The sequence below is a fragment of the Betaproteobacteria bacterium genome (genome assembly GCA_016720925.1).
Classification (GTDB): Bacteria; Pseudomonadota; Gammaproteobacteria; order Burkholderiales; family Usitatibacteraceae; genus UKL13-2.
The window spans coordinates 255,362-281,468 of record JADKJR010000006.1; the positions used below are offsets into that span (position 1 = coordinate 255,362).

A 26,107-nucleotide genomic window follows, 5' to 3' on the forward strand; every position below is an offset into this window, starting at 1 on the left:
GGCGCAACGATGCGGAAAACCTTGCTGGACCAGATGGCCAATGGTGCGAATACCTAGAACAATTCATAACGCACGCCAAAATAGAAGAATCCTGAATTAATGGTGGCATTGTTTGTGGTGCCCTGATTCGTCGAACGCTCTAATAGACCTTCCCCCAGAACACTAGTTCGCTTGGAAAAGTTGTACGTGCCCCGCAGCCCCGGCGAAATCCGCGTCAGTTTGGAACCCTCGTCATCTCGCTGCGTATACCAGCGCAGGGATGGTTCCAGGGTGATCTTGTTGTCATTAAAACCAGTCAGGTTGTTGTACGACAACTGAACACCACGAAAGAGAGGTGTCGACAAATAGCTCAGGTTGAAGTTATTGATATCGCGCTTGGAATAAAGATTCGAGCCGGTAAGTTGCATCGATAGCCCGGTCTGGGCGCCCGTTGCAGGCGTTGCATCAAAGTTGCCCACGGCGGGTAGCGCACCGATATCACTGGCCCGGAGATCCCCCGTTAGCTGCCATTTTGCGCTAATGGGTCTCGAAACACTGAATAGCGCTTGGCGCGCCTTCGCGGTGGTCCCTAACGCCGCCGTCCTGATTTCTTCCAGGCTTTGCATTTGCAACAATGTTCTCAACGAGGCCGCTCCAGAGCTGATCAGGGCGTTGGTCATTTGCAAAGAAGGTGCCTTTCGGGAATCCAGCAAGATCGTGTAGGTTGTCTGTCCACCGCCTTGAAGTGAACCTTGCAGCGACACCGCATTCACCGCGCGAAACAGTTGATCGTAGTCCAACAATGCGTACATGGACCCACGCTCATTTGAATAACGCGCCTCGGCGCCGATTGCGCGGCGATTGGCAATTGTTTGCGTCCTCTGCTCAATGATGTAAATGTCGCCACTTAGATTTTCCGTGATGGCGTCAGCTTCAATCATTCCGGCGAACAAGGTCTCCGCGGGTGCAGTGACCAGCGGGTTGGCAGGTACGCCACCCATCAAGCTCAAGCGAAGACTCGGACGCACCGGATAGGTCAACGAAACGCCGTCGAAAATACCAAGCAGTCCGCCATTGATGGGCGATTGCCGGCCAAATCGGACTGCAAGTCCGCTGGCTTTCTGACGGTAATCCACGTACGCCGCATTCAGCACGCTGGTATTGTGTGAGGTCGCCGTCAGGTTTGCCGACCCGGTCCCTCTGAGCACGGCCCGGATATCTGACGCTTCCGTGGTATATCTCGCGCCGAGATCAACGTTGGTTACCAGCGCGGATTCCGTAGTCTTGCTCAAGGTCGATTGATCAATTCCGGCGGCCAGGTTCACCAGCGACTGGCTGCGGGATTTGCCGCCGAAGTAATACTGTGCGATGTTGCCGTTGTATTTGACTTCGGGTTTTTTCGCCTGTTCCGTTCGGGCAACTTCTGATGGGGCGCCAGGTTTGATTGAGCCGGCGTTCATCGAAGCAAGCCGCCGCGCAACACGCTGCGCACCATCGCCACCCTCAAAGAGCTTCAGGTACAGCTCATATTCGACCCTCGCGCGGGCAAGATTACCCGCACGCTCCCATGCGATGCCGATCATTTCCTGCGCATCTTGCGTCGCCGAATTGGGGGGCAGCAGCAATAGCTGATTGAGTTTGCTGATAGCCGTTTCCGTGTTCTCCTTGCTGACAGCCTCCTTGGCTGCCGCCAGCAACTCGGTAGCTTTGGCCTCAATTTCGGCGGAAGCCGCCGACATCGGTGGTATATCCCGTGCCGTTTCTTCCAGCTTTTCTGCGATTTTCTTATCAGCCGGCGATGCCAAAGGTTGCACGGGCTGACTCGGCGCCGCAGTTGCCACGGCCGGTTTCTTGTCGAGCTGAACCGACGCTGATTTCAACGTTTCTGCACGTCGCCGGGACAAATCCACCACAACGGCTTTTGGAAATCGCTCCAGAAGTGACTTGCGCGCCGTTTCGGCATCGGCTTCCGATGAAAAATAGCCAAGATTGAGTTCAAACGAGCTGACACCATCGACAACTGAACGCGTGTCAAAAACTTCGTAATTCTGAAACCTGGCGGGCACTGCCGGGACTCTATCCATTGCGCTCGATGGTCCGCTGGCCAACTTGACCGCGTAACGCTGTTCGGACACTTGTGCGACCGGCTGCGTTCTTGCCTTGCCGACAAGCAAGATGTCAATGGTTCTCGGGTTCGCTCCTTGCCGCGCTCGTACCTGAGTGAGTTCGCTGATCTGCATCGTCATTTGCCGTGTTCGCACATTCGGCGCGGCGTTCAGGACCAGCGTGAACTCTGGCGATGTCGCGGTTGCCGGCACGCGTCGCGACTCCGCGGTCCGTTGTTTGAGGCTCGTCTCGTCCGCCGTCAGTAGTTCAACCTGGAATTGAACGAACTGCGTGGGGGTAGCGGGGGATTGCTGAACCAGTCTCACGGATCCGGAAAAACTGACGTGCGCAACCACGTCATTGCCTTGGACCGTTACGGTTACATCGTCGAGGGTTTGTGCGAAGACCTGTTGCGTCAGCGCAGCGAAAACGCCGGCGAGCAGCCAGCGTCCGATCGCGTATCTACTTTGCATGATTACCTGCTTCCTCTTATTGCCACGGTCGACGGCCGGGCCTTCGTTAGGGAACGCCTGATCAAGTCTTTCGGCAGTCCCGGGACCAACAATACACCCTGTTTCCATGCGTTCCGAGTCTGCCGACCCTCATCCAGATTTGACGAAATCAGATCTTCCTTTGATATTAACTTTGGTATCGGGTTCGGCACAACCCCAAGTTTCGCCGATCGACTTTGCCGCTCATGGACCTGGACGGAATGGAAGCTTGGGCCGGTTGTTCCCCCGCATTTGCCGCGGAATCATTTCGCCATTGGTGATGTGGCAGCTCACGCACGTATTCTTGTCCACCTGAGGCTGGTAGAGAGGTGACAAGTGCGAGTAGGAAACCGGTACCCACGCAACTGTTCGGTGACATGAGTCACATGATTTGGCGGTCACAAAATGCCTGCCGGTCTTGCCCGTCGCCGCAGCATTGTTGTGACAGACCTGGCACTGACCCGGCAGGACACCCTGGTGGCTGAACTGTGCCGGCTTCCATGCCGTCGTGCGGTGACACGCGTCGCAAGACAAGCGTGTTTGCAGATGTTTGGCCGGCATTCCCGTCGCTGTTTGTGCGTTGTGGCAGGTTCCGCATTCCCCTGGCAATACACCCGCGTGACTGAATGCTGGCAAGTCACCCTGGAGCATTGATGAGCCCAATCTGCCACCCGGCAGAAAACGCTGGTTCATCGAATTCTGCGCACCACGCATTACGGGACGAACTCTCGCTGCAGCGCCACTCCACTTGGTGTACACCTTGGTATGACAAGCGATGCAGTCCTGACCCGCTTTACGGCCCTCGTGACCAACACCTCGGGTCACGATTGTTACGCCGTACCATTTATAGCCGCCTTCATGACAATCAATACAAGGTGTGCCCACGGCGACGTGCGCTGGCGTATTTCCCTTCATGTTCATGCCCGCAAAGGAGGTGAACACATTGGCTTTGTGGCAGATTTCGCACGCAATCGTTCCCGTTGGAACGTGGGTTGATGACGACGGCGCGGTTGGCGACCCGCCGGCGGCCAACGGCATTGCCATCGGCTGATAGGTCATCGGTGGCGGCGACGGGCAGTTAGCTTGCGTTGTGCAGCCGGCGAACGGTCCTGCGCCTGCCCCCTTGGAATGGCAAGTGATACAGCCGCTTGTTATTCCGGCATGCATTGCCGTGTTGCTGGCAAGTCCGGCAATCGAGAAGTCACCGTTAACGATGTGACAGGTTGCACAGGTTCCATTTGTCGGTATATGTCCCACCGGCTTCGCAGCGCCAGAGAAATAGTTGGTTCCCGTGTGGCATTGCGAGCAATCACCGGTGCTTGGGTGAGCCGCATCAGCGATGTTGTGGGTGCTTGCCGCCGCCTTGGGCCGGCTGTGGAAGCCCGTGTACTGCGCGCCGCTGACCAAGGTTGTCGGCGCAATCGGGTAAGCGTTCATGCCCATCCAGACATAGTTCGTGTCATGACAACTCGAACAGCCACCAGTGATGCCGGCGTGAATCTGCGCGGATGTCGGTGCGGGTGTCGCGAACAGCGTGCCTGGCGCGGTCTTCGTCGCCGAGGCCGGAATCAACCCTGCAGGCGTCGTACCCAAGTGACACGCTTCACACGTTGTCGATGACGGGATGTGCGCACTGGCGCCAACCGGCGAGGTCGGCGGCATCACCACAATCCGGCTCACCCCGGCAAAGCTGCTGCCGGTGATACTGGGGCCGTGACAGGTGTCGCACTTGTTCGTGATCCCGGTGTGACTCATGCGGGAGTTGCTGAACTTGGCGCCATTGCCCACCGGTGTGGTGGTAACGCTCGACCCCGGACCGACGTGGCAGACCTCGCAGGCTGTCGTTATCGGCATGTGGTTGCTTGGCGGGCCGACGATGCTGAAGTTGGCCGATGGTATTGCAAAGCCCGCTACGACGCTTGCGGCATGACACTGCGCGCAGTTGGTCGTGGTACTCGGCGCATACGTGTGTATGTTGAGCAGCGTTGGCATCACCGCATAGTCGCTCGACGTATGACAAGAAGAGCATTGTGCCGTGGCCGCGTACGGGATGTGATTGGCTGGTTTGTCCTGCGCCGAAAAGAAGTTGGTGCCGCTATGGCACTGTGAGCAGTCGCCGGCACTCGGATGCGCCGCATCCGCAATGTTGAAGGTTCCCGCCGCCGCTTTTGGCCGGCTGTGGAAGCCTTTGTACTGTGCGCCGGTAGTCTTCACGGTCGGCGCAATCGGATAGGCATTCATGCCCATCCAGACGTAGTTCGTGTCGTGACAACTCGAACAGCCACCAGTGATGCCGGCGTGAATCTGCGCGGATGTCGGTGCGGGTGTCGCGAACAGCGTGCCTGGCGCGGTCTTCGTCGCCGAGGCCGGAATCAACCCTGCAGGCGTCGTACCCAAGTGACACGCTTCACACGTTGTCGATGACGGGATGTGCGCACTGGCGCCAACCGGCGAGGTCGGCGGCATCACCACAATCCGGCTCACCCCGGCAAAGCTGCTGCCGGTGATACTGGGGCCGTGACAGGTGTCGCACTTGTTCGTGATCCCGGTGTGACTCATGCGGGAGTTGCTGAACTTGGCGCCATTGCCCACCGGTGTGGTGGTAACGCTCGACCCCGGACCGACGTGGCAGACCTCGCAGGCTGTCGTTATCGGCATGTGGTTGCTTGGCGGGCCGACGATGCTGAAGTTGGCGGATGGTATTGCAAAGCCCGCTACGACGCTTGCGGCATGACACTGCGCGCAGTTGGTCGTGGTACTCGGCGCATACGTGTGTATGTTGAGCAGCGTTGGCATCACCGCATAGTCGCTCGACGTATGACAAGAAGAGCATTGTGCCGTGGCCGCGTACGGGATGTGGTTGGCTGGTTTGTCCTGCGCCGAGAAGAAGTTGGTGCCGCTATGGCACTGTGAGCAATCGCCGGCGCTCGGATGCGCCGCATCCGCAATGTTGAAGGTTCCCGCCGCCGCTTTTGGCCGGCTGTGGAAGCCTTTGTACTGTGCGCCGGTAGTCTTCACGGTCGGCGCAATCGGGTAAGCGTTCATGCCCATCCAGACATAGTTCGTGTCATGACAACTCGAACAGCCACCAGTGATGCCGGCGTGAATCTGCGCGGATGTCGGTGCGGGTGTCGCGAACAGCGTGCCCGGCGCGGTCTTCGTCGCCGAGGCCGGAATCAACCCTGCAGGCGTCGTACCCAGGTGACACGCTTCACGTTGTCGATGACGGGATGTGCGCACTGGCGCCAACCGGCGAGGTCGGCGGCATCACCACAATCCGGCTCACCCCGGCAAAGCTGCTGCCGGTGATACTGGGGCCGTGACAGGTGTCGCACTTGTTCGTGATCCCGGTGTGACTCATGCGGGAGTTGCTGAACTTGGCGCCATTGCCCACCGGTGTGGTGGTAACGCTCGACCCCGGACCGACGTGGCAGACCTCGCAGGCTGTCGTTATCGGCATGTGGTTGCTTGGCGGGCCGACGATGCTGAAGTTGGCGGCCGGTATCGCAAACCCTGCCACGACATTCGCGCCATGGCATTGCGCGCAGTTGCTAGTGGTGCTTGGCGCGTTGGCGTGAATGTTCAATAACGTCGGCATTGCCCTGTAGTCGCTTGATGTGTGGCACGCGGAACATTGTGCTGTGGCCGAAGTCGGGATGTGGTTGCTGGGTTTTATTTCGCCGGCGAAGAAACTCGTTCCCGCGTGGCATTGAGAACAGTCGCCATTGCTTGGATGTGAGGCGTCGGCAATGTTAAAGGTACCTGCCGCTGCCTTGGGCCGGCTGTGGAAACCCTTGTATTGCGCGCCGCTGGTCAGAGTTGTCGGCGAGATCGGGTAGGCACTCATGCCCATCCAGACGTAGTTCGTGTCGTGACAACTCGAACAGCCGCCAGTGATGCCGGCGTGAATCTGCGCGGATGTCGGTGCGGGTGTCGCGAACAGCGTGCCCGGCGCGGTCTTGGTCGCCGAGGCCGGGATCAGGCCTGCAGGCGTCGTGCCCAGGTGACACGCTTCACACGTCGTCGATGACGGGATGTGCGCACTGGCGCCAACCGGCGAGGTCGGCGGCATGACCACAATCCGGCTCACCCCGGCAAAGCTGCTGCCGGTAATGCTGGGTCCATGACAGGTGTCGCACTTGTTCGTGATTCCCGCGTGGCTCATGCGGGAGTTGCTGAACTTGGCGCCATTGCCGACCGGTGTGGTGGTAACGCTCGACCCCGGACCGACGTGGCAAACCTCGCAGGCCGTCGTTATCGGCATGTGGTTGCTTGGCGGGCCGACGATGCTGAAGTTGGCGGCCGGTATCGCAAACCCTGCCACGACATTCGCGCCATGGCATTGCGCGCAGTTGCTGGTGGTGCTTGGCGCGTTGGCGTGAATGCTGGCCAGCGTTGGCATCACCGCATAGTCGCTCGAGGTGTGGCATGCGGAACATTGTGCCGTGGCCGCGTACGGGATGTGATTGGCTGGTTTGTCCTGCGCCGAGAAGAAGTTGGTGCCGCTATGGCACTGTGAGCAGTCGCCGGCACTCGGATGCGCCGCATCCGCAATGTTGAAGGTTCCCGCTGCCGCTTTTGGCCGGCTGTGGAAGCCCTTGTACTGTGCACCAGTCGTCTTCACGGTCGGCGCAATCGGATAGGCATTCATTCCCATCCAGACGTAGTTGGTATCGTGACAACTCGAGCAGCTGCCAGTAACCCCCGTGTGAATCTGCGCGGAGGTGGGCGCAGGCGTCGCGAATAGCGTGCCCGGGGCCGTCTTCGTTGCCGAGGCTGCAATCAAGCCCGCAGGTGTCGTGCCGAGGTGACAGGTTTCGCAAGTCGTACTCGACGGGATGTGCGAGCTGGCACCGACAGGCGAAGTGGGCGGCATCACCACAATATTGCTGATTCCCGCAAAGCTGCTGCCGGTGATGCTGGGGCCGTGACAGGTGTCGCACTTGTTCGTGATCCCGGTGTGGCTCATCCGGGAGTTACTGAACTTGGCGCCGTTGCCCACAGGTGTGGCGGTGATGCTCGAACCCGCCCCCACGTGGCAAACTTCACACCCGGTTGAGATGGGCATGTGGTTGCTTGGCGGGCCGACGATACTGAAGTTAGCTGCAGGAATCGCAAAGCCCGCCACCACGTTCGCGCCATGACACTGCGCACAATTGCTGGTGGTGCTCGGCGCGTTGGCGTGAATGTTCGCAAGCGTTGGCATCACTGCGTAGTCGCTTGATGTGTGGCAGGCGGAGCACTGTGCTGCAGCCGAGGTCGGTATGTGATTCGCTGGCTTGTCCAAAGCCGAAAAGTAGTTGGTGTTGCCATGACATTGCGAGCAGTCACCGGCGCTCGGGTGCGATGCATCCGCTACGTTGAAGGTCCCCGCCGCCGCCTTGGGCCGGGTGTGGAAGCCGTTGTATTGCGCGCCCGCCGTCTTGATTGTCGGCGCGATCGGGTAGGCATTCATCCCCATCCAGACGTAGTTCGTGTCGTGACAACTCGAGCAGCCGCCAGTAATTCCTGTGTGGATCTGCGCGGATGTCGGTGCGGGTGTCGCGAACAGCGTACCCGGAGCGGTCTTTGTCGCCGAGGCTGCGATCAATCCAACCGGTGCCGAACCCAGGTGACAGGTTTCGCACGTCGTACTTGACGGAATGTGCGCGCTGGCGCCTACCGGCGAAGTGGGTGGCATCACCACAATATTGGCGATCCCCGCAAAGCTGCTCCCGCTGATGCTCGGGCCGTGACAGGCGGCGCAATTGCTGGTGATTCCCGCGTGATTCATCCGGGAGCCGCTGAATCTGGCGCCGTTGCCCACCGGCGTGGCTGCGATGCTCGAGCCCGAACCTACGTGGCATGTTTCGCACCCAGTCGAAATGGGCATATGGTTGCCGGGAGGACCGACGATGCTGAAGTTGGCAGCCGGAATCGCAAATCCCGCCACCACGTTGGCGCCATGACACTGCGCACAATTGTTCGTGGTGCTTGGCGCGTTCGCGTGAATGTTGGCCAGTGTCGGGATCACCCTGAAGTCGCTTGATGTGTGGCAAGCGTTACATTGCGCCGTCGCCGCCGTCGGGATGTGGTTGGCCGGTTTGATCTCTTCACCGGAAAAATAGCCGAAGCCACTATGACATTGCGAGCAGTCACCGGAACTCGGGTGAGCAGCATCTGCAACGTTGTAGGGACCCGCCGCGGCCTGCGGCCGTGTGTGGAAACCCCTGTACTCAGCTTTGGAAATTACGGTACTGGGAGATATCGGGTAATTCGAAACTCCCATCCACACGAAGTTGGTGTCATGGCAACTGGAACAACCACTGGACACTCCAGCGTGGATCTGTGCGCTGGTCGGTGCGGGCGATGCAAAGCCGCTGCCGGGTGCCATACGGCTGGCGTTTGCATCAATTGGACCTGCAGGCATTGATCCCAAGTGGCAGTTCTCGCACGTGGTCGATGACGGTATATGCGAATTCAGCCCGGCGGGTGAGGTCGGTGGCATGACGACGATGCTGCTTATTCCTGCAAACGTGGATCCAGTGATCGAGGGGCCGTGGCAATCCGCGCATCCACTTGACATGCCGGCGTGGTCCATTTTCCCGCCCGCAAAACTTGTGAAGCCGGTAAGCGTCGAGGCCACATGGCACGAACCACACATTGCCGGGTTGGTGCGGGGAATATGGTTCGCAGGTGTACCCAATGCTTTTTCGCCATTGTGGCAAGTGGCACAGGTGCTCGTGTCACCGCGCAGCGTCGAATGATTGAATCCTTTCGCGGGCGTGAATGCGATGGTTGAATGACATACATCGCACGACAAATTGGTTTCAATATGATTCTGGGATTGTCCTTTTGCCCGTGTGCCATCGTGGCAGGTTCCGCAGGTGCCCGGCATGACATTCACGTGACTGAAAAGCACCGCTGAAAAGGAGCTGACGTTGTGGCAAGATTCGCAACCGGTGCTAACGCGCATATGCGAGTACGGCATGGCGACGGCGCCACGCTGATTGTTCACCGCATGGCAAATGGCGCAATCACGGGGGGTCGACTTGAAAATTCCCTTGATATGGCAGGACTCACAGCGTACGCGTTCATGCGCACCCAAAAGCTGGAAAGTAGTCGCGGCATGATCAAATCCGGCATTGGTCTGGGCCGTCGCAGCGGGCATGCCAAGCATCAGGACCGTGCTCATCAGCATCAGTGCAACCGCACGAATCCTGAGGCACACCGATTGGAATTTAATTTTATTTATCATGGCGGTTACCTTGGTATGAACTGCGACATGCAAATTGAATTCCCTCACTTGTCGCGCGTTCGAGCTGAAAATTGCGCTGCACCCTGAAGTGCGGTTTCACTATTCAGGGCCTAGAGAATGAAGGGTAAGACACGACTTGGCAGCTTTGAGTCTGTCGGCAGATGCCGCCAGCTCGAACGCCTGTGTAAGCAATTTACACACTTGGCACTTAGTGTCGCCCAGTTCCAAATGATTTGCAATATGGGTTTTGTCGCCAAATGGAGACAAAAAACTACTTCAATTTAGAAGGCTGTGGGATATTTTGGATGATACCCGGTTTCAGGGTCCGCCAATCGCGCGTGACGTGGCATCTCTCGCACTGTTGGCCGAATCCGCCGGAGTGTGTGTCGTCTGCTGCATGGCAACCTACGCAATTACGGGGCACGGCAGGAATTGGTTCGCTCGATCCGCTTGCCGCCTTGCGGTGACAGGCCTCGCAGGTGATCTTTGCATGCGCACCGTCGAGCGGAAACCGGGCTTGCCGGGCATGATCGTAATCCCATGCTTTCCACGTGCGTGAGTTGTGGCAAAGGTCGCATTTTCCGCCCATCCTGCCTTTGTGCAGGTCATCGGCAGTGTGACATCCTCCGCAGACCATCGGCGCATCCTTGAATTTCGGCGTCTTGTGGCAGGATTTGCACTCACTGCGGGCATGCGCGCCGACCAGCTTGAACCGGGATTTGTTGTGATCGTATACAACACCTGGCCACTTCCTTTCATCATGACATGTCTCACAACGTTCGCCCAGTTGTCCCTGATGCGCATCGTCATTCTTATGGCAGGCGTTGCAATTTTGCGGGGCGGCTTTCCCGCCGTCCTTCACATATAGCGTGCCCTTGTGGCAACCTTCACACTTGGCGCTGGCGTGTGAAAATTTCAACGGAAATTTTGTCGATTTGGTGTGATCAAAGATCGAGGGCTTCCAGCCTTTGTCATTGTGACAACTGTCGCACGCCTTGCCGTAGTCGCCCTTATGACTGTCATCGGCGCGGTGGCATTCGATGCAGGTCGTGGGCAGCTTCGCCTTCAGACCGGTCTTGTGACAACTTCCACACGGCGTGGACTTGTGCTTGTTGTAAAGTGGAAATTTGGTTTCCTTGTTATGGTCGAAGTTGGTTTTGGTCCAGCCGATTTCCTTGTGGCAGGTCTCGCACTTGTCGCCCAACGAGCCCTTGTGTGAGTCATCCTTGAGGTGGCAGGCCACGCAACGAGTCGGCAACTTCTCCGTGTACAACGGCGCACGGTGGCAGGCATCGCATTTCGCGGTCAAATGTTTACCCAAAAGAGGATAGCGCGCTTGACGGGCGTGGTTGAACTGGCTCTTCCAGTCCTCTGCGTGATGGCACGTCTCGCATTTCTCGCCATATCGACCCTTGTGATTGTCGTCCTTCTTGTGACAGCCTATGCAGGTTCGCGGCGTGTTCTTATATCGTTCATTGGCATGGCAGGCTTCACACTTCGCTGTATCGTGTTTGCCGACGAGCGCAAAGCGAGTCTTGCTATGATCGAATTTAACCTCTTTCCATGTGTTCTCATTGTGGCAATCCACGCATTTATTGCCCAGATCACCTTTGTGTTTGTCGTCCTTCTTGTGGCAGCCTATGCACGTTAACGGGGCATCGCGATATTTGATTTTCGCGGCATGGCAGGCCGAACACTCCGCTTTTTGATGGGCGCCCTTAAGCGCAAAATCAGTGTGTGCGTGGTCAAAAGCTTTCGAATCGACTGGGGCGACGTCGGCATCGCGGCCCTTGTGGTCGGTATGGCACACATTGCACTCTTTGTCCTTTACCGTCGGTGACAAACTGTGGAAGCCGCGATTGGCCTTCAGGTCCTCGGCCACTGGTTTGTGACAATCCAGGCAAAGTCGACGCTGATCGGACTTCTTGAACTTGGTGTGGCATTTATCGCACTGCATTTCTATCTTGGCATGTCCGGCAATCACTTTTCCGGGCATGACAAGGCCCTCGAACGCCTGTCCGTTTGCGAGTGGCGTGCATAGTGCACTCGCCAGTCCCAGCAGAATGGCGGCGAACCGAAGGGCATCAATCGTCCGGCGACGCATGGCGGAGACCAACATCTCCCTAGTACATGTGTACAGCAACGACATGATAGATAGCGCTCGCAACCAGCAGATAAATGAAAGGTACATGCACGACGTGCCATAACGAGAAGAGACGTTTGTAGGCATCAAGCTGGGCGGCGCGCTTGACGGTCGTTGTGTAGCGGGCGACTAGTGCATCGAATTGACGACCACGCCGTCCACGCTTGGCTGTGTCCCATTGCCGGGCCACACCTCGCTTGTCAAGGTGCACGGAAAGCGCGCGGTGGCACTGATTGCGGACTCGCCGTTCAAGCAGTGGCAACGTAACGAACCGAATGACCCCATCGACCTTGTTTTTGCCGGGACGCTTCACATCGTCCCGGAAATTCATCATCATTGCAATCACATCCGGCGCCCAATGCATATCCCGGTTAAAGCTGAGGGCTTCGCTTTCTTCATCCCCTTCGAGTTCGTCCAGCGTAAACTCATGGTCGGACAGGCCATCGTGAACATGTACGTAGATAAAGCGTCCCACAATACCGCTGCCCACCACCAGCAGCATTGAAATCGTGGCAATTGTTGCGTTTTCCGAGCCAAATCGAAACGTCGAATGAAAAATAATAAGCAACGGCCCGACTATGCCGCATACCATGTGAAATATGAACCAGGGCTTGCTTGGCCCGGTTCGCTGAAAGGCGCGGATCCGCTTTTTCAGCGGGTATGCGAACAATGCGAGCATGAGAATGCCACCCACAAGGCCCAAGTTGTATCCCAAGTCAGAACCCGGCGTGTACCAGTTCTGCGTCCGTATGACGATCACACTTGCGCCCAGCAGCCCGGTAACAGCGAACCAAATGACCCAGTTGCTTACAAATTTCATTGATACCAAACCCTTGTTGTATTGATCGCAGTTTCTCACATAGCCGGTCAACCGCGATGTGTAAAATAATGACACAGTTTAGTATGCTCACCGCAGTTGGTGTCATAAAGTTGGAACGAACTGGCTTGATCACGCGTGGTGAAATGGTTTGAACGGAGATTTACATGTTGTCTGAATACCTGATTCACGGTGTCTACGTCGTACCGATTGCGACTGTCCTGTGGTTTTACCTGCGGGGTCGCGCAAAACTTACCACCGAAAGCATTGCGGTACGTGACGAATCGATTTCTGCGGGACTGACCGAGCCGCCGTCGTTGCATCCGGTCATCGATAACATTCGCTGCATAGGGTCGGGGGGCTGTATTAAGGTCTGTCCCGAGCACGCGCTGGGAATGGTCAATGGCAAGGCGGTATTGGTGAATCCGTCAGCGTGTATCGGCCATGGCGCTTGTGCAGCTGCCTGCCCTATGACGGCGATTAAACTGGTATTCGGTACCGAGCGGCGCGGCATGGAAATCCCGGTCGTCAATCCGGACTTTCAGACCAATATACCGGGCATGTTCATCGCCGGTGAGCTCGGCGGCATGGGCTTGATCAGGAAGTCAGCGGAGCAGGGCAATCAGGCGATTACGTCGATTGAAAAGCTGCTTAAGTCGAAGCGGCCCGAAGGAGTTGATTTTGATGTGGTCATCGTTGGCGCGGGGCCTGCTGGTCTCGGTGCTTCACTTACCGCGACCGCGGCAAAACTTCGCTACGTGACGCTTGAACAGGAAACCAATTTGGGCGGCTCCGTTCTGCATTATCCACGAGCCAAAAATAGCCATGACGCCTCCCCTGACACTACCGCTCGTTGGCAAAGTAAATTTTAGCGAAGTTTCCAAGGAGAAGTTACTCGAGTTCTGGGAAAACACGGTCAAGACACACGCGCTCAAAATTCGCTTCAATGAGCGCATGACCGAAATCAAACGCGTCGCCGGTGGATTTGAGGTCGTGACATCAACCGGCACCTATCGATCGGCGACCGTGCTGCTCGCAATCGGACGGCGCGGGACGCCACGTAAGCTTGGCGTTGAAGGTGAGGACCTGCCCAAAGTCGTTTACCGTCTCCTCGAACCCGAACAGTACCGGCACAAGCATGTGCTGGTGGTCGGAGGCGGTGACAGCGCTGTTGAAGCCGGATTGGCACTGGCGGAGCTTCCTGATATCACGGTCACGCTGTCTTACCGGGGGGATGCATTTGGCCGTATCAAGACCAAGAATCGCAAGCGTCTTGAACAGGCAACGGCGGAGCGCTCTTTGTCCGTCATGCTGTCATCCCAAGTCAAGCACCTTGGCGAAACCGACGCCGTTCTTTCGACGCCGACGGGTGACTCGGTCATCAAGAATCACGCCGCGATTGTATGTGCGGGCGGTGAGTTGCCCACCAAACTGCTGGTTAGTTTGGGCGTCACCGTTGCGACACATTACGGAGAAACCGAAGCTGCGCCTAAAACTCGAGCAACTTCGTCCCGACCTCGACCCAGACCCGCGCTCCCGAAGAAGTAGCTGTGAACGCTGGCGAAGAATCATTCCGCAGGAAGCAAAGAATACGATGTGGCGCCGAACTGGTTTCGTCGGTCAGTTTCAGGGAAAGCGTTTGATTATTTTCACTTTTCCGCGCTATAATGCGCGGCTTGGGTAATTGTTGATGCGCCTCGCAATCTGCGTTGCGCCAATTGCCCGATGTAAATCCACACTCTCGCACCGTTAAGGTCTCCCTCTCATTGTGACGGGGAGTCTCGTGAGAGGCGGCTAACCTTAACTATTGGAGTTTTTCATGTCAGTAACCATGCGTCAAATGCTGGAGGCGGGCGTCCACTTCGGACACCAGACCCGTTTCTGGAATCCCAAGATGGCACCTTTCATTTTCGGTGCCCGCAACAAAATCCACATTATCAATCTTGAGAAATCGCTCCCGATGTACCAGGACGCGCTCAAGTTTGTGCGCCAGTTGGCGTCCAACAAAGGCACCATACTGTTCGTTGGCACCAAGCGTCAGGCCCGCGAAATTGTCATGGAAGAAGCGCAGCGTGCCGGAATGCCGTATGTCGATTCCCGTTGGCTGGGCGGGATGCTCACCAATTACAAGACGGTCAAGGGCTCGATCAAGCGCCTGAAGGAACTCGAGGCGATGGTCGCAGATGGCTCGCTCGAAAAACTGTCGAAAAAAGAAGCGCTGATGTTTTCGCGCGAAATGGAAAAACTGCAGCGCTCAATGGGTGGCATCAAGGACATGGGCGGCGTTCCGGATGCAGTTTTCATTATCGATGTTGGTTTCCACAAGATCGCCGTGACCGAGGCCAAGAAACTGGGCGTGCCCATCATTGGCGTGGTTGATACCAATAACTCGCTGGATGGCGTGGACTACGTCATCCCCGGCAACGACGACTCAACCCGCGCAATTCGATTGTATGCACGCGGTGTGGCCGACGCGATTCTCGAAGGCAGGAGCCAGGTGATTCAGGAAATGGTGAAGCCCGGTGAAGAACTCGTGGAAGTCACCGAAGACGAAGCGAAATAGTTTTGAAATCGGAAAAAAGGGGCTCCGGCCCCTTTTTTTTAGATTGCATACGAACAACGCGAATAACCAATACCAAGTTTAAGGAACAATGATGGCGGAAATTACAGCAGGCATGGTGAAAGAATTGCGCGAGAAAACCGACGCGCCGATGATGGAATGCAAGAAAGCGCTGACCGAAGCGGCTGGCGACATGGAGCGGGCTGAAGAGATTCTTCGAGTCAAGCTGGGAAACAAAGCCAGCAAGGCGGCCAGCCGCGTTGCTGCCGAAGGTGTAGTTGCCATCCACATTTCCGCCGATCAGAAACTGGGCGCAATAGTGGAAGTTAACTGCGAGACCGATTTCGTGGCCAAGAACGACGACTTCCTCGCCCTGTCGGCCAAATTGGCGGAACTGGTCGCGACGGAAAATCCGGTTGACGTGGCGGCACTGTCTGCGCTCACCATTGGCGGCACCAGCGTGGAAGAAACCCGCAAGGCGCTTGTCGGCAAGATCGGCGAGAACTTGTCGATTCGCCGCTTTGTGCGCGTGCCAGCCAAAGGCACTTTGAATAGCTACATTCACGGTGGTGCAAAGGTTGGCGTGCTGGTCGACATCACTGGTGGCGATGCGGCCCTGGCAAAGGACGTGTCAATGCATATTGCCGCGTCCAAACCGGTGGCTTTGTCCAGCGCCGATGTTCCCGCGGAACTCGTCGAAAAAGAACGCGAAATTGCGCGCCAGAAAGCGGCCGAATCCGGCAAGCCCGCGGAAATTGTTGCCAAGATGGTAGAAGGCTCCGCCGCAAAATTCATGAAAGAGGTGGCGTTGTTGAGCCAGCCATTCGTGAAGGACGACAAGTTGACCATTGAAGCGTTGTTGAAGTCCAAGGGGGCGGCGATCAATTCGTTCACCCTGTATGTGGTGGGTGAAGGCATTGCCAAGAAAGTCAGCGATTTCGCGGCGGAAGTTGCTGAGGCTGCGGCGGCTGCGGCACGATAAGCAGCAATTCGGGGAAGCGTGCGTAACGCTTCCCCGAATAGTTTTGCGGTAACGTTTTTCTGCCTGGTTGTGGACACAATCCGCGATCAAACTTGAGAACCCAAAAAGGACGAATGATGGCGACACCAAAGTATCAACGAATCCTCCTCAAGTTATCCGGTGAAGCGCTGATGGGAGATGACGCGTATGGCATCAATCGGCCGACGATTCAGCGCATTGCCGCTGAAATCAAGGATGTCGCGGATCTTGGCGTCGCGATCGGAATCGTCATTGGTGGGGGAAATATTTTCCGCGGCGTTTCCACCAGCGCCGCCGGCATGGACCGCGCAACGGCGGATTACATGGGAATGCTGGCGACAGTGATGAATTCGCTTGCACTGCAGGATGCCCTGTCAAAAGCCGGGCTGATTCCGCGCGTGCAGTCCGCGATCAACATTGAATCGGTGGTGGAGCCCTACGTGCGTCCCAAAGCGATGCAGTATCTGGAAGAAGGCAAGGTCGTTGTATTCGCGGCCGGTACCGGCAATCCATTTTTTACCACCGACACCGCTGCCGCACTTCGCGGCGCTGAGATCGGTGCCGAAATCGTGTTGAAGGCCACCAAGGTCGATGGTGTTTATACCGCCGATCCCGCGACGGACAAGACGGCAACGCGTTATCATCAACTTTCGTTTGACGAAGCGATTGTCAAGAATCTGAAAATCATGGACGCCACGGCGCTGGCACTATGCCGTGACCAGAAGTTGCCAATCAAGGTATTCTCCATCTTCAAGCAGGGCGCGCTCAAGCGGGTTGTGCTGGGTGAAGACGAAGGTACTTTGGTGCACGCATAGAAATTGGTGGAGTAAAGAAATGAACGTCGCAGAACTGAAAAAACAATCCGAACAAAAAATGGTTAAATCGCTTGAGGCGCTGAAGAGCGATCTCGGCAAAGTTCGTACCGGTCGTGCGCATGCAGGAATTCTCGATCACATACAGGTCGACTATTACGGGTCGATGGTACCGCTGAAGCAGATTGCCAACGTCACGCTTTCCGATGCGAGAACCATTACGGTGCAGCCGTGGGAAAAGAAACTCAGCCTGGTCATCGAAAAGGCGATACGCGATTCCGATTTAGGCTTGAACCCCATTTCCGCGGGCGAAGTGATCCGCGTGCCGATGCCGCCCCTGACCGAAGAACGTCGCAAGGAGCTGACGAAAGTCGTCAAATCCGAAGGTGAACACGCCAAGGTAGCTATTCGCAATATCCGGCGCGACGCCAACAGCGCCCTCAAGGACGCCCTCAAGGCGAAAACCATTCCCGAAGATGACGAGAAGCGTGCGCAGGACGACATACAAAATTGACTGACCGCTATATCGCGGAAATGGACAAGGCCGTCACCGAGAAAGAAAAGGATCTGATGTCGGTGTGAGGCCGCGAGGGCCACATTCAGACCCGGTACGCAACATGCACGACAGTTCGACTCAAACCATTCCGCACACTGGCGATGTGCCGCGCCACGTGGCCATCATCATGGATGGTAACGGTCGCTGGGCCAAGCAACGCTTCCTGCCGAGAGTGGCGGGCCACAAGCGCGGTGTCGAATCCGTTCGTGAAACGGTCAAGGCTTGCGGTGAGCTGGGCGTTGAGTTTCTCACCTTGTTTGCATTTTCAAGTGAAAACTGGCGGCGCCCGGCTGAGGAAGTCTCCGTGTTGATGCAACTCTTCATTCGCGCCCTCGAGAGTGAAGTCGCCAAACTGCATGAAAACAAGATCCGTTTCAAAGTGGTTGGTGACCTCGCGGCATTTGATGTGCGCATTCGCGACCTGATTGCTTCCGGCGAAGAACTCACCAAAGACAACAAGAAACTGACGCTCACGATCGCCGCAAATTACGGCGGCCGGTGGGATATCCTGCAAGCGGCAAATCGGCTGTATCAGGTGAAACTCCAGCAAAGACGGGTACACCAGGCGGAAAATGCCCGGAAAGGCTCGCCAATGCTTGACTTTGCCGATTTTCCCGATGCGGCGTGCGATGTGTTTTCCGAGGCCGACTTGGCAGCCAACTTGTCGATGAATTACGCGCCTGAACCCGATCTGTTCATTCGCACCGGCGGCGAAGCCCGCGTCAGTAATTTTCTGCTTTGGCAACTCGCTTATGCCGAGCTCTATTTCACGCCGGAATTGTGGCCAGATTTTGGGCGCGCGGGTTTGCTGAAGGCGATCGAATCCTACCGCATGCGTGAGCGGCGCTTTGGTCGCACCAGCGAACAGGTGGCGAGCGTGAGCGCCCCGCCCGCCGTCGACGCGGCGTAACGATTCAAACCCGAACATCACGTGCTGAAAACCCGCATCATCACTGCGTTGGTGAGCCTGCTGATTGTGCTGATCGCGCTGTTTGCCTTTCCGGCTTGGGCGTGGGGAATATTTACGCTCGTCATTGTGACGGCGGCATTTTGGGAATGGGGCCGCCTTTGTTCATTGCCGGCGCCGTGGAAGGCCATCTATCCGTTTGTCACTGCGATATTAATGGCAGTGATTTTTCTCGCGTATGCATGGGGCAGCGTGATCGGGATTGAGTTCAGCGCGCTGAAGTTGGTCGGCTTCACGCTTTCTGCTATTTTCTGGGTCGTGTTTGCACCGATATGGTTGATCAATTCCTGGCGGCCGGCATCGCCGGCGCTCCGCATTCTCGCGGGATGGCTGGTCATTTTCCCGACTTGGCTCGCGTTCCTGTCGCTGCGCGACGTCAGCCCGTGGCTGTTATTGTCGTTCGCCGCAATCGTCTGGGTGGCGGATATTGCCGCGTATTTTGCGGGCCGCCAGTTTGGTAAGCATAAACTCGCGCCTGCCATCAGCCCGGGAAAGACCGTCGAAGGTGCCGTCGGCGGCATCGTTGGCGTCATCCTGTTTTTTTTCGCCTGGCAATATCTGACCGCGAATTCTCCAGTGCGCAATGACGAATGGGTCCTTGCGCTGCACTCTTCGCTACGGGATACTGTTTGCGTTGTTCATGCTCCTTACCGTATTGTCGGTGCTGGGCGACTTGTTTGAATCATGGATGAAACGCGGCGCCGGCATGAAGGATTCCAGCAATCTGTTGCCTGGTCACGGCGGGATTCTGGATCGCATCGACGCGTTGACGTCCACGTTGCCGATTGCCGGGTTGTATGTCATGTTCATGGCGCGTGCAACGTAACAACAAGATGAAGAACATCACCATACTCGGCTCGACCGGCTCCATCGGCGTCAATACGCTCGATGTGATCGCGAGGCATCCGGACCGGTTTCAGGTGTTCGCATTGTCCGCGGCGTCGCGCGTTGAAGAACTTGCCAAACAATGCCAGCAGTTTCGACCGCGCTTTGCCGCGGTCCCCGATCCAAAGCTGGCAGAAACCCTGCGCACGCGTCTTGCATTCCTCAACGTTGCCACTGAAGTGGTGTTTGGCGAAGACGCGTTACCCATGGTTGCTTCGCATGCCGATACCCACATGGTGATGGCCGCCATTGTGGGCGCGGCGGGATTGCCATCATCGCTGGCCGCCGCCAAGGCAGGGAAAACTGTCCTGTTGGCAAACAAGGAAGCGCTGGTGATGGCTGGCAATATCTTCATGGAAACCGTCCGTGAGAATGGCGCATCGTTGCTGCCGATTGACAGCGAGCACAATGCCATCTTTCAATCCTTGCCAAGTGATTTCAGCGACGGGTTGTCGCGGGCTGGTGTAAGAAAGGTAATTCTCACCGCGTCGGGTGGCCCGTTTCGCACGCGGAACATGGCGGAATTGGCCGGCGTCACACCTGATCAAGCATGCGCGCACCCAAACTGGGTGATGGGCCGGAAGATTTCGGTGGATTCCGCGACCATGATGAACAAGGGGCTCGAGGTCATCGAGGCGCACTGGCTGTTTGATGCGGCGCCCGAACAAATTGAAGTGCTGATCCACCCTCAAAGCATCGTGCATTCGATGGTCGAATATCTGGACGGTTCCGTGCTAGCGCAAATGGGCAATCCCGACATGCGCACACCGATTGCCTATGCACTGGGTTTTCCCGAGCGGATTGCGGCAGGCGTTTCGCCGCTGGACCTTGCCAAGGCCGGTCGCCTGGAATTTGAGGCGTTGAATCTCGATCGATTTCCGTGCGTTCGTCTGGCCTACGAGGCTCTGAGACGCGGCGGCACGGCACCCGCAGTGCTCAATGCGGCAAACGAAAAGGCAGTCGATGCCTTTCTGAATGGGCAACTTGCGTTCCTGGATATTCCGCGCGTGATCGAGGATGTTCTTGGCGCGGCACGAATAGTCGACGCAACGACGCTAGCCGACGTGTTGATCGCGGATACTGCCGCACGAATAGCGGCGATCGAACGTATCGCGCATTTGCGACTCAAAGACGAAACCGCAGAATTATCCCGGACCTAAAATTGAACCTGACCATCACTATCGTTGCATTTATTCTTGCCATCGGCATCCTCGTGACCTTCCACGAACTCGGGCACTATTGGGTCGCGCGCTGGTGCGACGTCAAAATTCTGCGATTCTCGATCGGTTTTGGCCGCCCGCTGTGGTTGCGCCGACGTGGTCCCGATCAAACCGAATGGGTCATTGCCGCGCTTCCCTTGGGAGGCTATGTAAAAATGGCCGACGAGCGCGACGGCACAGTTGAGCCAAAGGACCTTGCGCGTGCGTTCAATAACAAACCGGTCGTGCAGCGTATTCTCGTTGTGATTGCCGGGCCGGTCGCCAATTTTCTGCTCGCCGCCATTTTGTACTGGGCGCTATTCGTTAGCGGAATTCCGGGTACCAAGCCGTATGTGGCGGCACCGGTCGCTAATTCGGCGGCGGCGCGGGCCGGATTTGCCGAGTTTGAACTAATCACACGCGTTGGCGACCGATCGACCAGGACGTGGGGAGACGCGCGACTGGCCCTGCTGGATGAGGCAGTGAATCGCGGCATTGTTGAAATTGAAGTGGAAGATGCGCGAGGGCAGAAATATGCCCGGCGTCTCAACATGGAATCGATCACAACCGACGACCTTGACAGTGATTTCATGTCGAAGGTCGGGTTGGCGCCGTATCGTTTGAAAGTGACTCCGGTACTCGATGAGGTGGTCGCCGGCGGTGCCGCGGCCCGGGGCGGACTTCGGAGCGGCGATCGTATCGTCGGCGTCGCCGGGCAACCGGTGGATCGGTGGGAAGCCTTTGTAGAAGCAATCGTCGCGCGTCCGGATCAGGTCTTGGATATCGACGTCACACGTGGTGCGGAGCAGTTCTCTCTCAGCGTCCGGCCTGATCGCATCACTGAAAACGGAAGGACATTCGGTCGCATTGGAGTCAAGCCGCGCGTAAACACGGCGGAAGTCGAGAATTTGCGGGTACTGGTGCGTTACGGACCGCTTGAATCACTGGGCTTGGCCGTGAAAAAAGTCTGGGATATGTCGGCGTTCAGCCTGAAAATGATGGGCCGGATGCTGATGGGTGATGTTTCCTGGAAAAATCTGTCCGGTCCCATCACCATTGCCGATTACGCCGGCCAGTCCGCGATGCTCGGCTGGATACCGTACGTAAATTTTCTGGCGCTGATCAGTATCTCTCTTGGCGTGCTGAATCTGCTGCCGGTTCCCGTCTTGGATGGCGGGCAGTTGATGTATTATATGGCCGAGATTCTCAAGGGCAGCCCCGTTTCGGACCGGACCATGCAAATCGGCCAGCAGGTCGGCTTGGCTTTGCTGCTGGGCTTGACCGCCTTCGCCTTCTACAACGACATTCACCGTCTCCTCACCGGTTAGATCCCTGATGCCCCAGCTCTCCAAAAAAACCCAAAAAATATCGAAATTGCTTTCGGCGATTATCGCCACCTTCGTCACCGCCGTGTATTCCACCGCGGCCCTTGCCATTCAACCTTTCACCATTCGCGATATTCGCGTAGAGGGCGTGCAACGCACGGAAGCAGGGACAGTATTCAGTTATCTGCCTGTCAAGGTTGGCGAGCAGATGGATGATGACAAGGCTGCGTCCGCCCTCAAGGCGCTGTACGCGACTGGTTTTTATACCGACGTCCGGCTGGAAGTGGAGAACGATGTGCTCGTGGTATTTGTCGTCGAGCGCCCCGCCATTTCCCAGATCGAGATTAATGGTGCCAAGGAATTCACCAAGGACAACCTCAAGGACGGCCTGAAACAGGTCGGCATATCGGAGGCAAAAATATTCGATCGCTCCGTCCTTGATCGTGCTGAAAAGGAAATCAAGCGTCAGTACACCAGCCGCGGTTTCTATTCCGCGAAAGTGACCACGACCGCGACGCCGCTTGAGCGCAATCGCGTCTCCCTCACGTTTACCATCGAAGAGGGCGAAGTCTCGAAGATTGTCGATATCAATATCATCGGCGCAAGCGCATTTTCCGAGAGTACGCTCCTGAAAGAATTCGAACTTTCCACCGGAGGCTGGTTCTCATGGTTCACCAAGGAAGACCAGTATTCGAAACAGAAGCTTTCCGGCGATCTGGAGAAATTGCGCTCATTCTATTTGAACCGCGGCTATCTGGAATTCAACATAGATTCCACACAGGTATCGATCACGCCGGACAAGGAAAAGATTTACATCACGCTTACCATCTCGGAAGGCCCGGTTTACAGGCTCGGCGAGATCAAGTTTTCCGGTGACCTGAAGATTCCCGAGGCCGAAATGCGCGCTTTGCTGCTGTTCAAGCCGGGCGAAACTTTTTCCCGCCAGAAAATCGTCGATTCGGTCAAGGCCATCGGTGACCGATTGGGTAACGACGGCTATTCATTCGCAAATATCAACCCGGTACCCGATCCAGACAAGGGCAAACAGATTGCCACGTTCACCATGTTTGTGGATCCGGGCCGGCGTGTCTACGTGCGGCGCATCAATGTGCAAGGCAATTCGCGGACCCGGGATGAAGTGGTGCGGCGCGAACTTCGGCAACTGGAGGCTGGCTGGTATTCGGTCGACAAGATCAATCGTTCAAAGGAGCGCCTGGAACGCACGGGATTTTTTGAGGACATCAGCGTTGAAACTCCGACGGTTCCCGGCACTACCGACCAGGTCGATCTGAACGTCAACGTCAAGGAGCGCAACACCGGCAGCTTGCAGTTTGGTGTGGGTTATTCCAGTGCGGACAAGCTCACCGTTTCCGCATCGGTTTCCCAAGCCAACATTTTTGGCAGCGGCAACCAGCTGTCGTTCCGCGTCAACAATGGCACTGTCAGCAAGGTGTACGAAGTTTCCTACCTGAATCCGTACTGGACCGCTGACGGCATTTCGCGCGGTTTCGATCTTTACCGCCGCGATCTCAATACGGCGTCACTATCGACCGGTGAGTATCAATCCCAGTCAACCGGCGTGGGCGTGCGCTACGGTGTGCCGGTGACCGAATATGACTCGATCAATTTCGGTGTTGGTTACGAACGTAACGACCTGACGCTGGATGCGTTCAGCCCGCCCCGCTATCTCGACTACGTGAATACCTTTGGTTCCCGAAGTAACACCATTCGCGGGTCACTGGGCTTTGGCCGCGATACTCGTGACAGTATTTATTTCCCCACGCGCGGATACTTGCTGGAGGCGGGGGCCGAGGTTGGGCTACCCGGCGGCGATATTAAATTCTATCGATTGCAAACCCATGCGCAATGGCTGCGCCCGATATGGGGACCGGTCGTGCTGGGCCTGAATGCCGAGTTCGGCGTCGCCAATGGCTACGGCGGCAAGCCGTTGCCATTTTTCAAGAATTTCTACGCTGGCGGTGTGGACTCGGTACGTGGATTCGAACAGAGCTCGCTGGGCCCCAAAGACAGCAATGGCAGCTTCGTTGGCGGCAACCGGCGTATAGTCGGCAACATGGAAGTGTTGTTTCCGATGCCGGGTGTGAAGAGCGATAAATCAGTCCGCCTGTCGACATTTATTGATGTGGGCAATGTTTTCGCGGCAGACGAGAAGATTCGCTTTGGCGACTTGCGCAGTTCGGTTGGGTTTGCCGTAAGCTGGTTCTCGCCGGTGGGACCGTTGAAGTTCAGTCTGTCAAAACCGTTGAAACAGAAGCCTGAAGACAAAGTCGAACGATTCCAGTTCCTGCTTGGGCGGGTGTTCTGACGTTCGGAACGAGAAAGGCGATGATATGAATAGACATGCTTGGGTACTCTCATCATTGTTGATGTTACTGCCGGTCGTCGGTCATGCGGCGGAACTCAAGATCGGGTTTGTCAATCAGGAGCGCATCCTTCGCGAATCTTCACCGGCGAAACGTGCTCAGGACAAGCTGGACAAGGAATTCGCGCCCCGACGTGCCGAGCTCGATCGCATGGAAAAACAGGGCCGGGACCTGGAGTCGACGTTGCAAAAGGAATCCGTCACATTGCCTGAGGCCGATCGCGTTGCCAAGGAGCGTCAACTCGCCCAGCTGGCGCGCGATGTGCAGCGGATGCAACGCGAATTTCGTGAAGACGTGAATCTGCGCCGCAATGAAGAGCTGGCCTCATTACAGGAACGAGCCAATAAAGTAATCAGCGGCATCGCGGAAAAGGAAAAATTCGACCTGATTTTTCAAGAGGCAGTTTTTGCAAGCGCAAAGATCGACATTACCGACAAAGTCATCAAGGCGCTTGGCGAAAAGTAGTCAAGGTTGTTTCGGGCTGGCGGTGGTGACCGGCTGGTAATACTATTTCGGACACATTGAACAGGTAGCCATCGCCGGGCAATGTCAAGCGCCGATTTCCGGGATGGCTCGTGGCATGCGAAAATGCCACAATGTACCTGCGCGATCTTAATAAAAGGCTAGGTGGCGAAGTTGTGGGCGAGGTGACGCAGCCGCTCGCCGGCGTTGGCACGATCAGTTCCGCGGATCCGACGCAAATCACCTTCCTTGCCAATCCGCGATACCGTTCAGAATTGTCTGGTACACGCGCCGGCGCAGTAATTGTTGGTCTGCAGGACCGGGATTTGACTTCGCTCCCCCGGATAGTGGTGGCCAATCCCTATGCGTACTTTGCGCGCGTGGCACAGCTCTTCAATCCACCTCAAACCTACAAGAGCGGCATCCATCCTTCTGCAGTCATTGGTGCGGATGCGCGTGTCGCGCAAAATGCCTCGATTGCGGAATTTGTTTCCATCGGCCGAGGGGCGGATATTGGTGAAGGCGTGCGGGTCGGACCCGGTAGTTTCATTGGTGACGGCGTTTCGCTGGGCGCCAACACGTTCCTGGGCGCAAGAGTAACGATCTACACGCGCTGCAGAATTGGTGCCAGAGGCATTGTCCATTCCGGTGCGGTGATTGGCGCGGATGGCTTTGGCTTTGCGCCGGATTTTTCCGCCGAATCCGGCGGCTGGGTGAAAATCCCGCAAACCGGACGCGTCATCATCGGTGATGATTGCGAGATCGGTGCCAACACCACCATTGATCGTGGCGCCATTGAGGATACTGTTATTGGCAACGACGTCAAACTCGATAATCAGATTCAGGTTGGCCACAATTGCCAAATTGGCGATCACACCATCATTTCCGGCTGCGTGGGAATCGCCGGTAGCAGCAAGATCGGTAGTCGCGTCATGATTGGCGGTGCCGCAGGGATTCTTGGGCATCTCGAAATCTGCGATGGGGCGATCATTTCGGCGATGACATTGGTCACCAAGTCGATTACCGAACCGGGAACCTACACGGGGTCCATGCCGCTGATGAAACACGAGGATTGGCTCAGGAACGCCGTGCATCTGCGTCGTCTTGGCGCGATGGCCAATGCGATCAAAAACAAGGGAGGCTCGAAATGAGCGCTTTAGATAGCACAAAGGTCACCAATCCAG

The 26,107-nt window shown here is 56.7% G+C and carries 20 protein-coding genes and 1 pseudogene; 16 read left to right on the forward strand and 5 right to left on the reverse strand.

Translation table 11 applies throughout. The features are described from left to right. Window positions 1-53: 53 nt before the first annotated feature. From IPP88_11315 to IPP88_11325, 3 genes are all read right to left on the reverse strand, one after another. Window positions 54-2,558, reverse strand: a complete 2,505-nt coding sequence (locus IPP88_11315; GenBank protein ID MBL0123280.1) for a hypothetical protein — start codon at window positions 2,556-2,558, stop codon at window positions 54-56. Window positions 2,559-2,780: 222 nt separating this feature from the next. After that, the gene (locus tag IPP88_11320) at window positions 2,781-5,816 is read right to left on the reverse strand and encodes a hypothetical protein (protein ID MBL0123281.1); all 3,036 of its coding nucleotides are present in this window, start codon (window positions 5,814-5,816) and stop codon (window positions 2,781-2,783) included. Then, window positions 5,788-8,589, reverse strand: a complete 2,802-nt coding sequence (locus tag IPP88_11325; protein MBL0123282.1) for a hypothetical protein — start codon at window positions 8,587-8,589, stop codon at window positions 5,788-5,790. Before IPP88_11325 ends, IPP88_11320 begins: the two co-directional genes overlap by 29 nt. A 268-nt stretch (window positions 8,590-8,857) precedes the next feature. On the opposite strand from IPP88_11325, the gene IPP88_11330 reads away from it, so the two are divergent. Further along, on the forward strand, window positions 8,858-9,322 hold the full coding sequence (locus IPP88_11330) for a hypothetical protein (protein ID MBL0123283.1): 465 nt from the start codon (window positions 8,858-8,860) through the stop codon (window positions 9,320-9,322). A 176-nt stretch (window positions 9,323-9,498) separates the two neighbouring features. Next, window positions 9,499-9,900, forward strand: coding sequence for a hypothetical protein (locus IPP88_11335; GenBank protein MBL0123284.1), 402 nt, complete (start codon window positions 9,499-9,501; stop codon window positions 9,898-9,900). A 184-nt stretch (window positions 9,901-10,084) separates the two neighbouring features. On the opposite strand, the gene IPP88_11340 is transcribed toward IPP88_11335, so the two are convergent. Both IPP88_11340 and IPP88_11345 read right to left on the reverse strand, forming a co-directional pair. Further along, on the reverse strand, window positions 10,085-11,878 hold the full coding sequence (locus IPP88_11340; protein MBL0123285.1) for a cytochrome C: 1,794 nt from the start codon (window positions 11,876-11,878) through the stop codon (window positions 10,085-10,087). A 58-nt stretch (window positions 11,879-11,936) separates the two neighbouring features. Continuing rightward, window positions 11,937-12,827, reverse strand: coding sequence for a hypothetical protein (locus tag IPP88_11345; GenBank protein MBL0123286.1), 891 nt, complete (start codon window positions 12,825-12,827; stop codon window positions 11,937-11,939). Between the two features lie 113 nt (window positions 12,828-12,940). Here IPP88_11345 and IPP88_11350 point away from each other — a divergent pair, with 113 nt between their 5' ends. From IPP88_11350 to lpxD, 14 genes and pseudogenes are all read left to right on the forward strand, one after another. Next, the gene (locus IPP88_11350; protein MBL0123287.1) at window positions 12,941-13,645 is read left to right on the forward strand and encodes a 4Fe-4S dicluster domain-containing protein; all 705 of its coding nucleotides are present in this window, start codon (window positions 12,941-12,943) and stop codon (window positions 13,643-13,645) included. Beyond that, complete coding sequence (locus tag IPP88_11355; GenBank protein ID MBL0123288.1) at window positions 13,599-14,321, forward strand: NAD(P)-binding domain-containing protein; 723 nt, start codon at window positions 13,599-13,601, stop codon at window positions 14,319-14,321. Before IPP88_11350 ends, IPP88_11355 begins: the two co-directional genes overlap by 47 nt. Window positions 14,322-14,592: 271 nt before the next feature. Then, window positions 14,593-15,336 carry a 30S ribosomal protein S2 gene (gene rpsB, locus IPP88_11360; protein ID MBL0123289.1) on the forward strand — a complete coding sequence of 248 codons (744 nt, stop codon included), beginning with the start codon at window positions 14,593-14,595 and terminating at the stop codon, window positions 15,334-15,336. Window positions 15,337-15,427: 91 nt separating this feature from the next. After that, on the forward strand, window positions 15,428-16,315 hold the full coding sequence (locus IPP88_11365) for an elongation factor Ts (GenBank protein ID MBL0123290.1): 888 nt from the start codon (window positions 15,428-15,430) through the stop codon (window positions 16,313-16,315). Between the two features lie 116 nt (window positions 16,316-16,431). Continuing rightward, window positions 16,432-17,148, forward strand: coding sequence for a UMP kinase (locus IPP88_11370; protein MBL0123291.1), 717 nt, complete (start codon window positions 16,432-16,434; stop codon window positions 17,146-17,148). A gap of 19 nt (window positions 17,149-17,167) precedes the next feature. Then, window positions 17,168-17,727, forward strand: a pseudogene (gene frr / locus IPP88_11375) (ribosome recycling factor). A 35-nt stretch (window positions 17,728-17,762) separates the two neighbouring features. Then, window positions 17,763-18,611 (forward strand): di-trans,poly-cis-decaprenylcistransferase, encoded by an 849-nt coding sequence (gene uppS / locus IPP88_11380; GenBank protein ID MBL0123292.1) that lies wholly within the window; start codon window positions 17,763-17,765, stop codon window positions 18,609-18,611. 21 nt (window positions 18,612-18,632) lie between these two features. After that, window positions 18,633-19,349, forward strand: coding sequence for a phosphatidate cytidylyltransferase (locus IPP88_11385; GenBank protein MBL0123293.1), 717 nt, complete (start codon window positions 18,633-18,635; stop codon window positions 19,347-19,349). After that, entirely contained in the window at window positions 19,252-19,494 is a 243-nt protein-coding gene (locus tag IPP88_11390; protein MBL0123294.1) for a phosphatidate cytidylyltransferase, read from the forward strand. The genes IPP88_11385 and IPP88_11390 overlap by 98 nt, the downstream gene beginning before the upstream one ends. A gap of 7 nt (window positions 19,495-19,501) precedes the next feature. Then, window positions 19,502-20,713 carry a 1-deoxy-D-xylulose-5-phosphate reductoisomerase gene (locus tag IPP88_11395; GenBank protein ID MBL0123295.1) on the forward strand — a complete coding sequence of 404 codons (1,212 nt, stop codon included), beginning with the start codon at window positions 19,502-19,504 and terminating at the stop codon, window positions 20,711-20,713. Window positions 20,714-20,715: 2 nt separating this feature from the next. Beyond that, a complete protein-coding gene (gene rseP, locus IPP88_11400) occupies window positions 20,716-22,080 on the forward strand; it encodes an RIP metalloprotease RseP (protein MBL0123296.1) in 1,365 nt (454 codons plus the stop codon). Window positions 22,081-22,087: 7 nt separating this feature from the next. Further along, complete coding sequence (gene bamA, locus IPP88_11405; GenBank protein MBL0123297.1) at window positions 22,088-24,403, forward strand: outer membrane protein assembly factor BamA; 2,316 nt, start codon at window positions 22,088-22,090, stop codon at window positions 24,401-24,403. 25 nt (window positions 24,404-24,428) lie between these two features. Continuing rightward, complete coding sequence (locus tag IPP88_11410; GenBank protein ID MBL0123298.1) at window positions 24,429-24,926, forward strand: OmpH family outer membrane protein; 498 nt, start codon at window positions 24,429-24,431, stop codon at window positions 24,924-24,926. A 131-nt stretch (window positions 24,927-25,057) separates the two neighbouring features. Continuing rightward, window positions 25,058-26,074, forward strand: a complete 1,017-nt coding sequence (lpxD, locus tag IPP88_11415; protein MBL0123299.1) for a UDP-3-O-(3-hydroxymyristoyl)glucosamine N-acyltransferase — start codon at window positions 25,058-25,060, stop codon at window positions 26,072-26,074. Window positions 26,075-26,107: the final 33 nt, after the last annotated feature.

Coding starts and splice junctions, on each gene's coding strand:
- IPP88_11370 (MBL0123291.1), top strand. CDS start 16,432: ATGGCGACACCAAAGTATCAACGAATCCTCCTCAAGTTATCCGGTGAA.
- IPP88_11410 (MBL0123298.1), top strand. CDS start 24,429: ATGAATAGACATGCTTGGGTACTCTCATCATTGTTGATGTTACTGCCG.
- IPP88_11390 (MBL0123294.1), top strand. CDS start 19,252: ATGACGAATGGGTCCTTGCGCTGCACTCTTCGCTACGGGATACTGTTT.
- IPP88_11315 (MBL0123280.1), bottom strand. CDS start 2,558: ATGCAAAGTAGATACGCGATCGGACGCTGGCTGCTCGCCGGCGTTTTC.
- bamA (MBL0123297.1), top strand. CDS start 22,088: ATGCCCCAGCTCTCCAAAAAAACCCAAAAAATATCGAAATTGCTTTCG.
- lpxD (MBL0123299.1), top strand. CDS start 25,058: ATGTACCTGCGCGATCTTAATAAAAGGCTAGGTGGCGAAGTTGTGGGC.
- IPP88_11395 (MBL0123295.1), top strand. CDS start 19,502: ATGAAGAACATCACCATACTCGGCTCGACCGGCTCCATCGGCGTCAAT.
- IPP88_11350 (MBL0123287.1), top strand. CDS start 12,941: ATGTTGTCTGAATACCTGATTCACGGTGTCTACGTCGTACCGATTGCG.
- IPP88_11365 (MBL0123290.1), top strand. CDS start 15,428: ATGGCGGAAATTACAGCAGGCATGGTGAAAGAATTGCGCGAGAAAACC.
- uppS (MBL0123292.1), top strand. CDS start 17,763: ATGCACGACAGTTCGACTCAAACCATTCCGCACACTGGCGATGTGCCG.
- rpsB (MBL0123289.1), top strand. CDS start 14,593: ATGTCAGTAACCATGCGTCAAATGCTGGAGGCGGGCGTCCACTTCGGA.
- IPP88_11355 (MBL0123288.1), top strand. CDS start 13,599: ATGACGCCTCCCCTGACACTACCGCTCGTTGGCAAAGTAAATTTTAGC.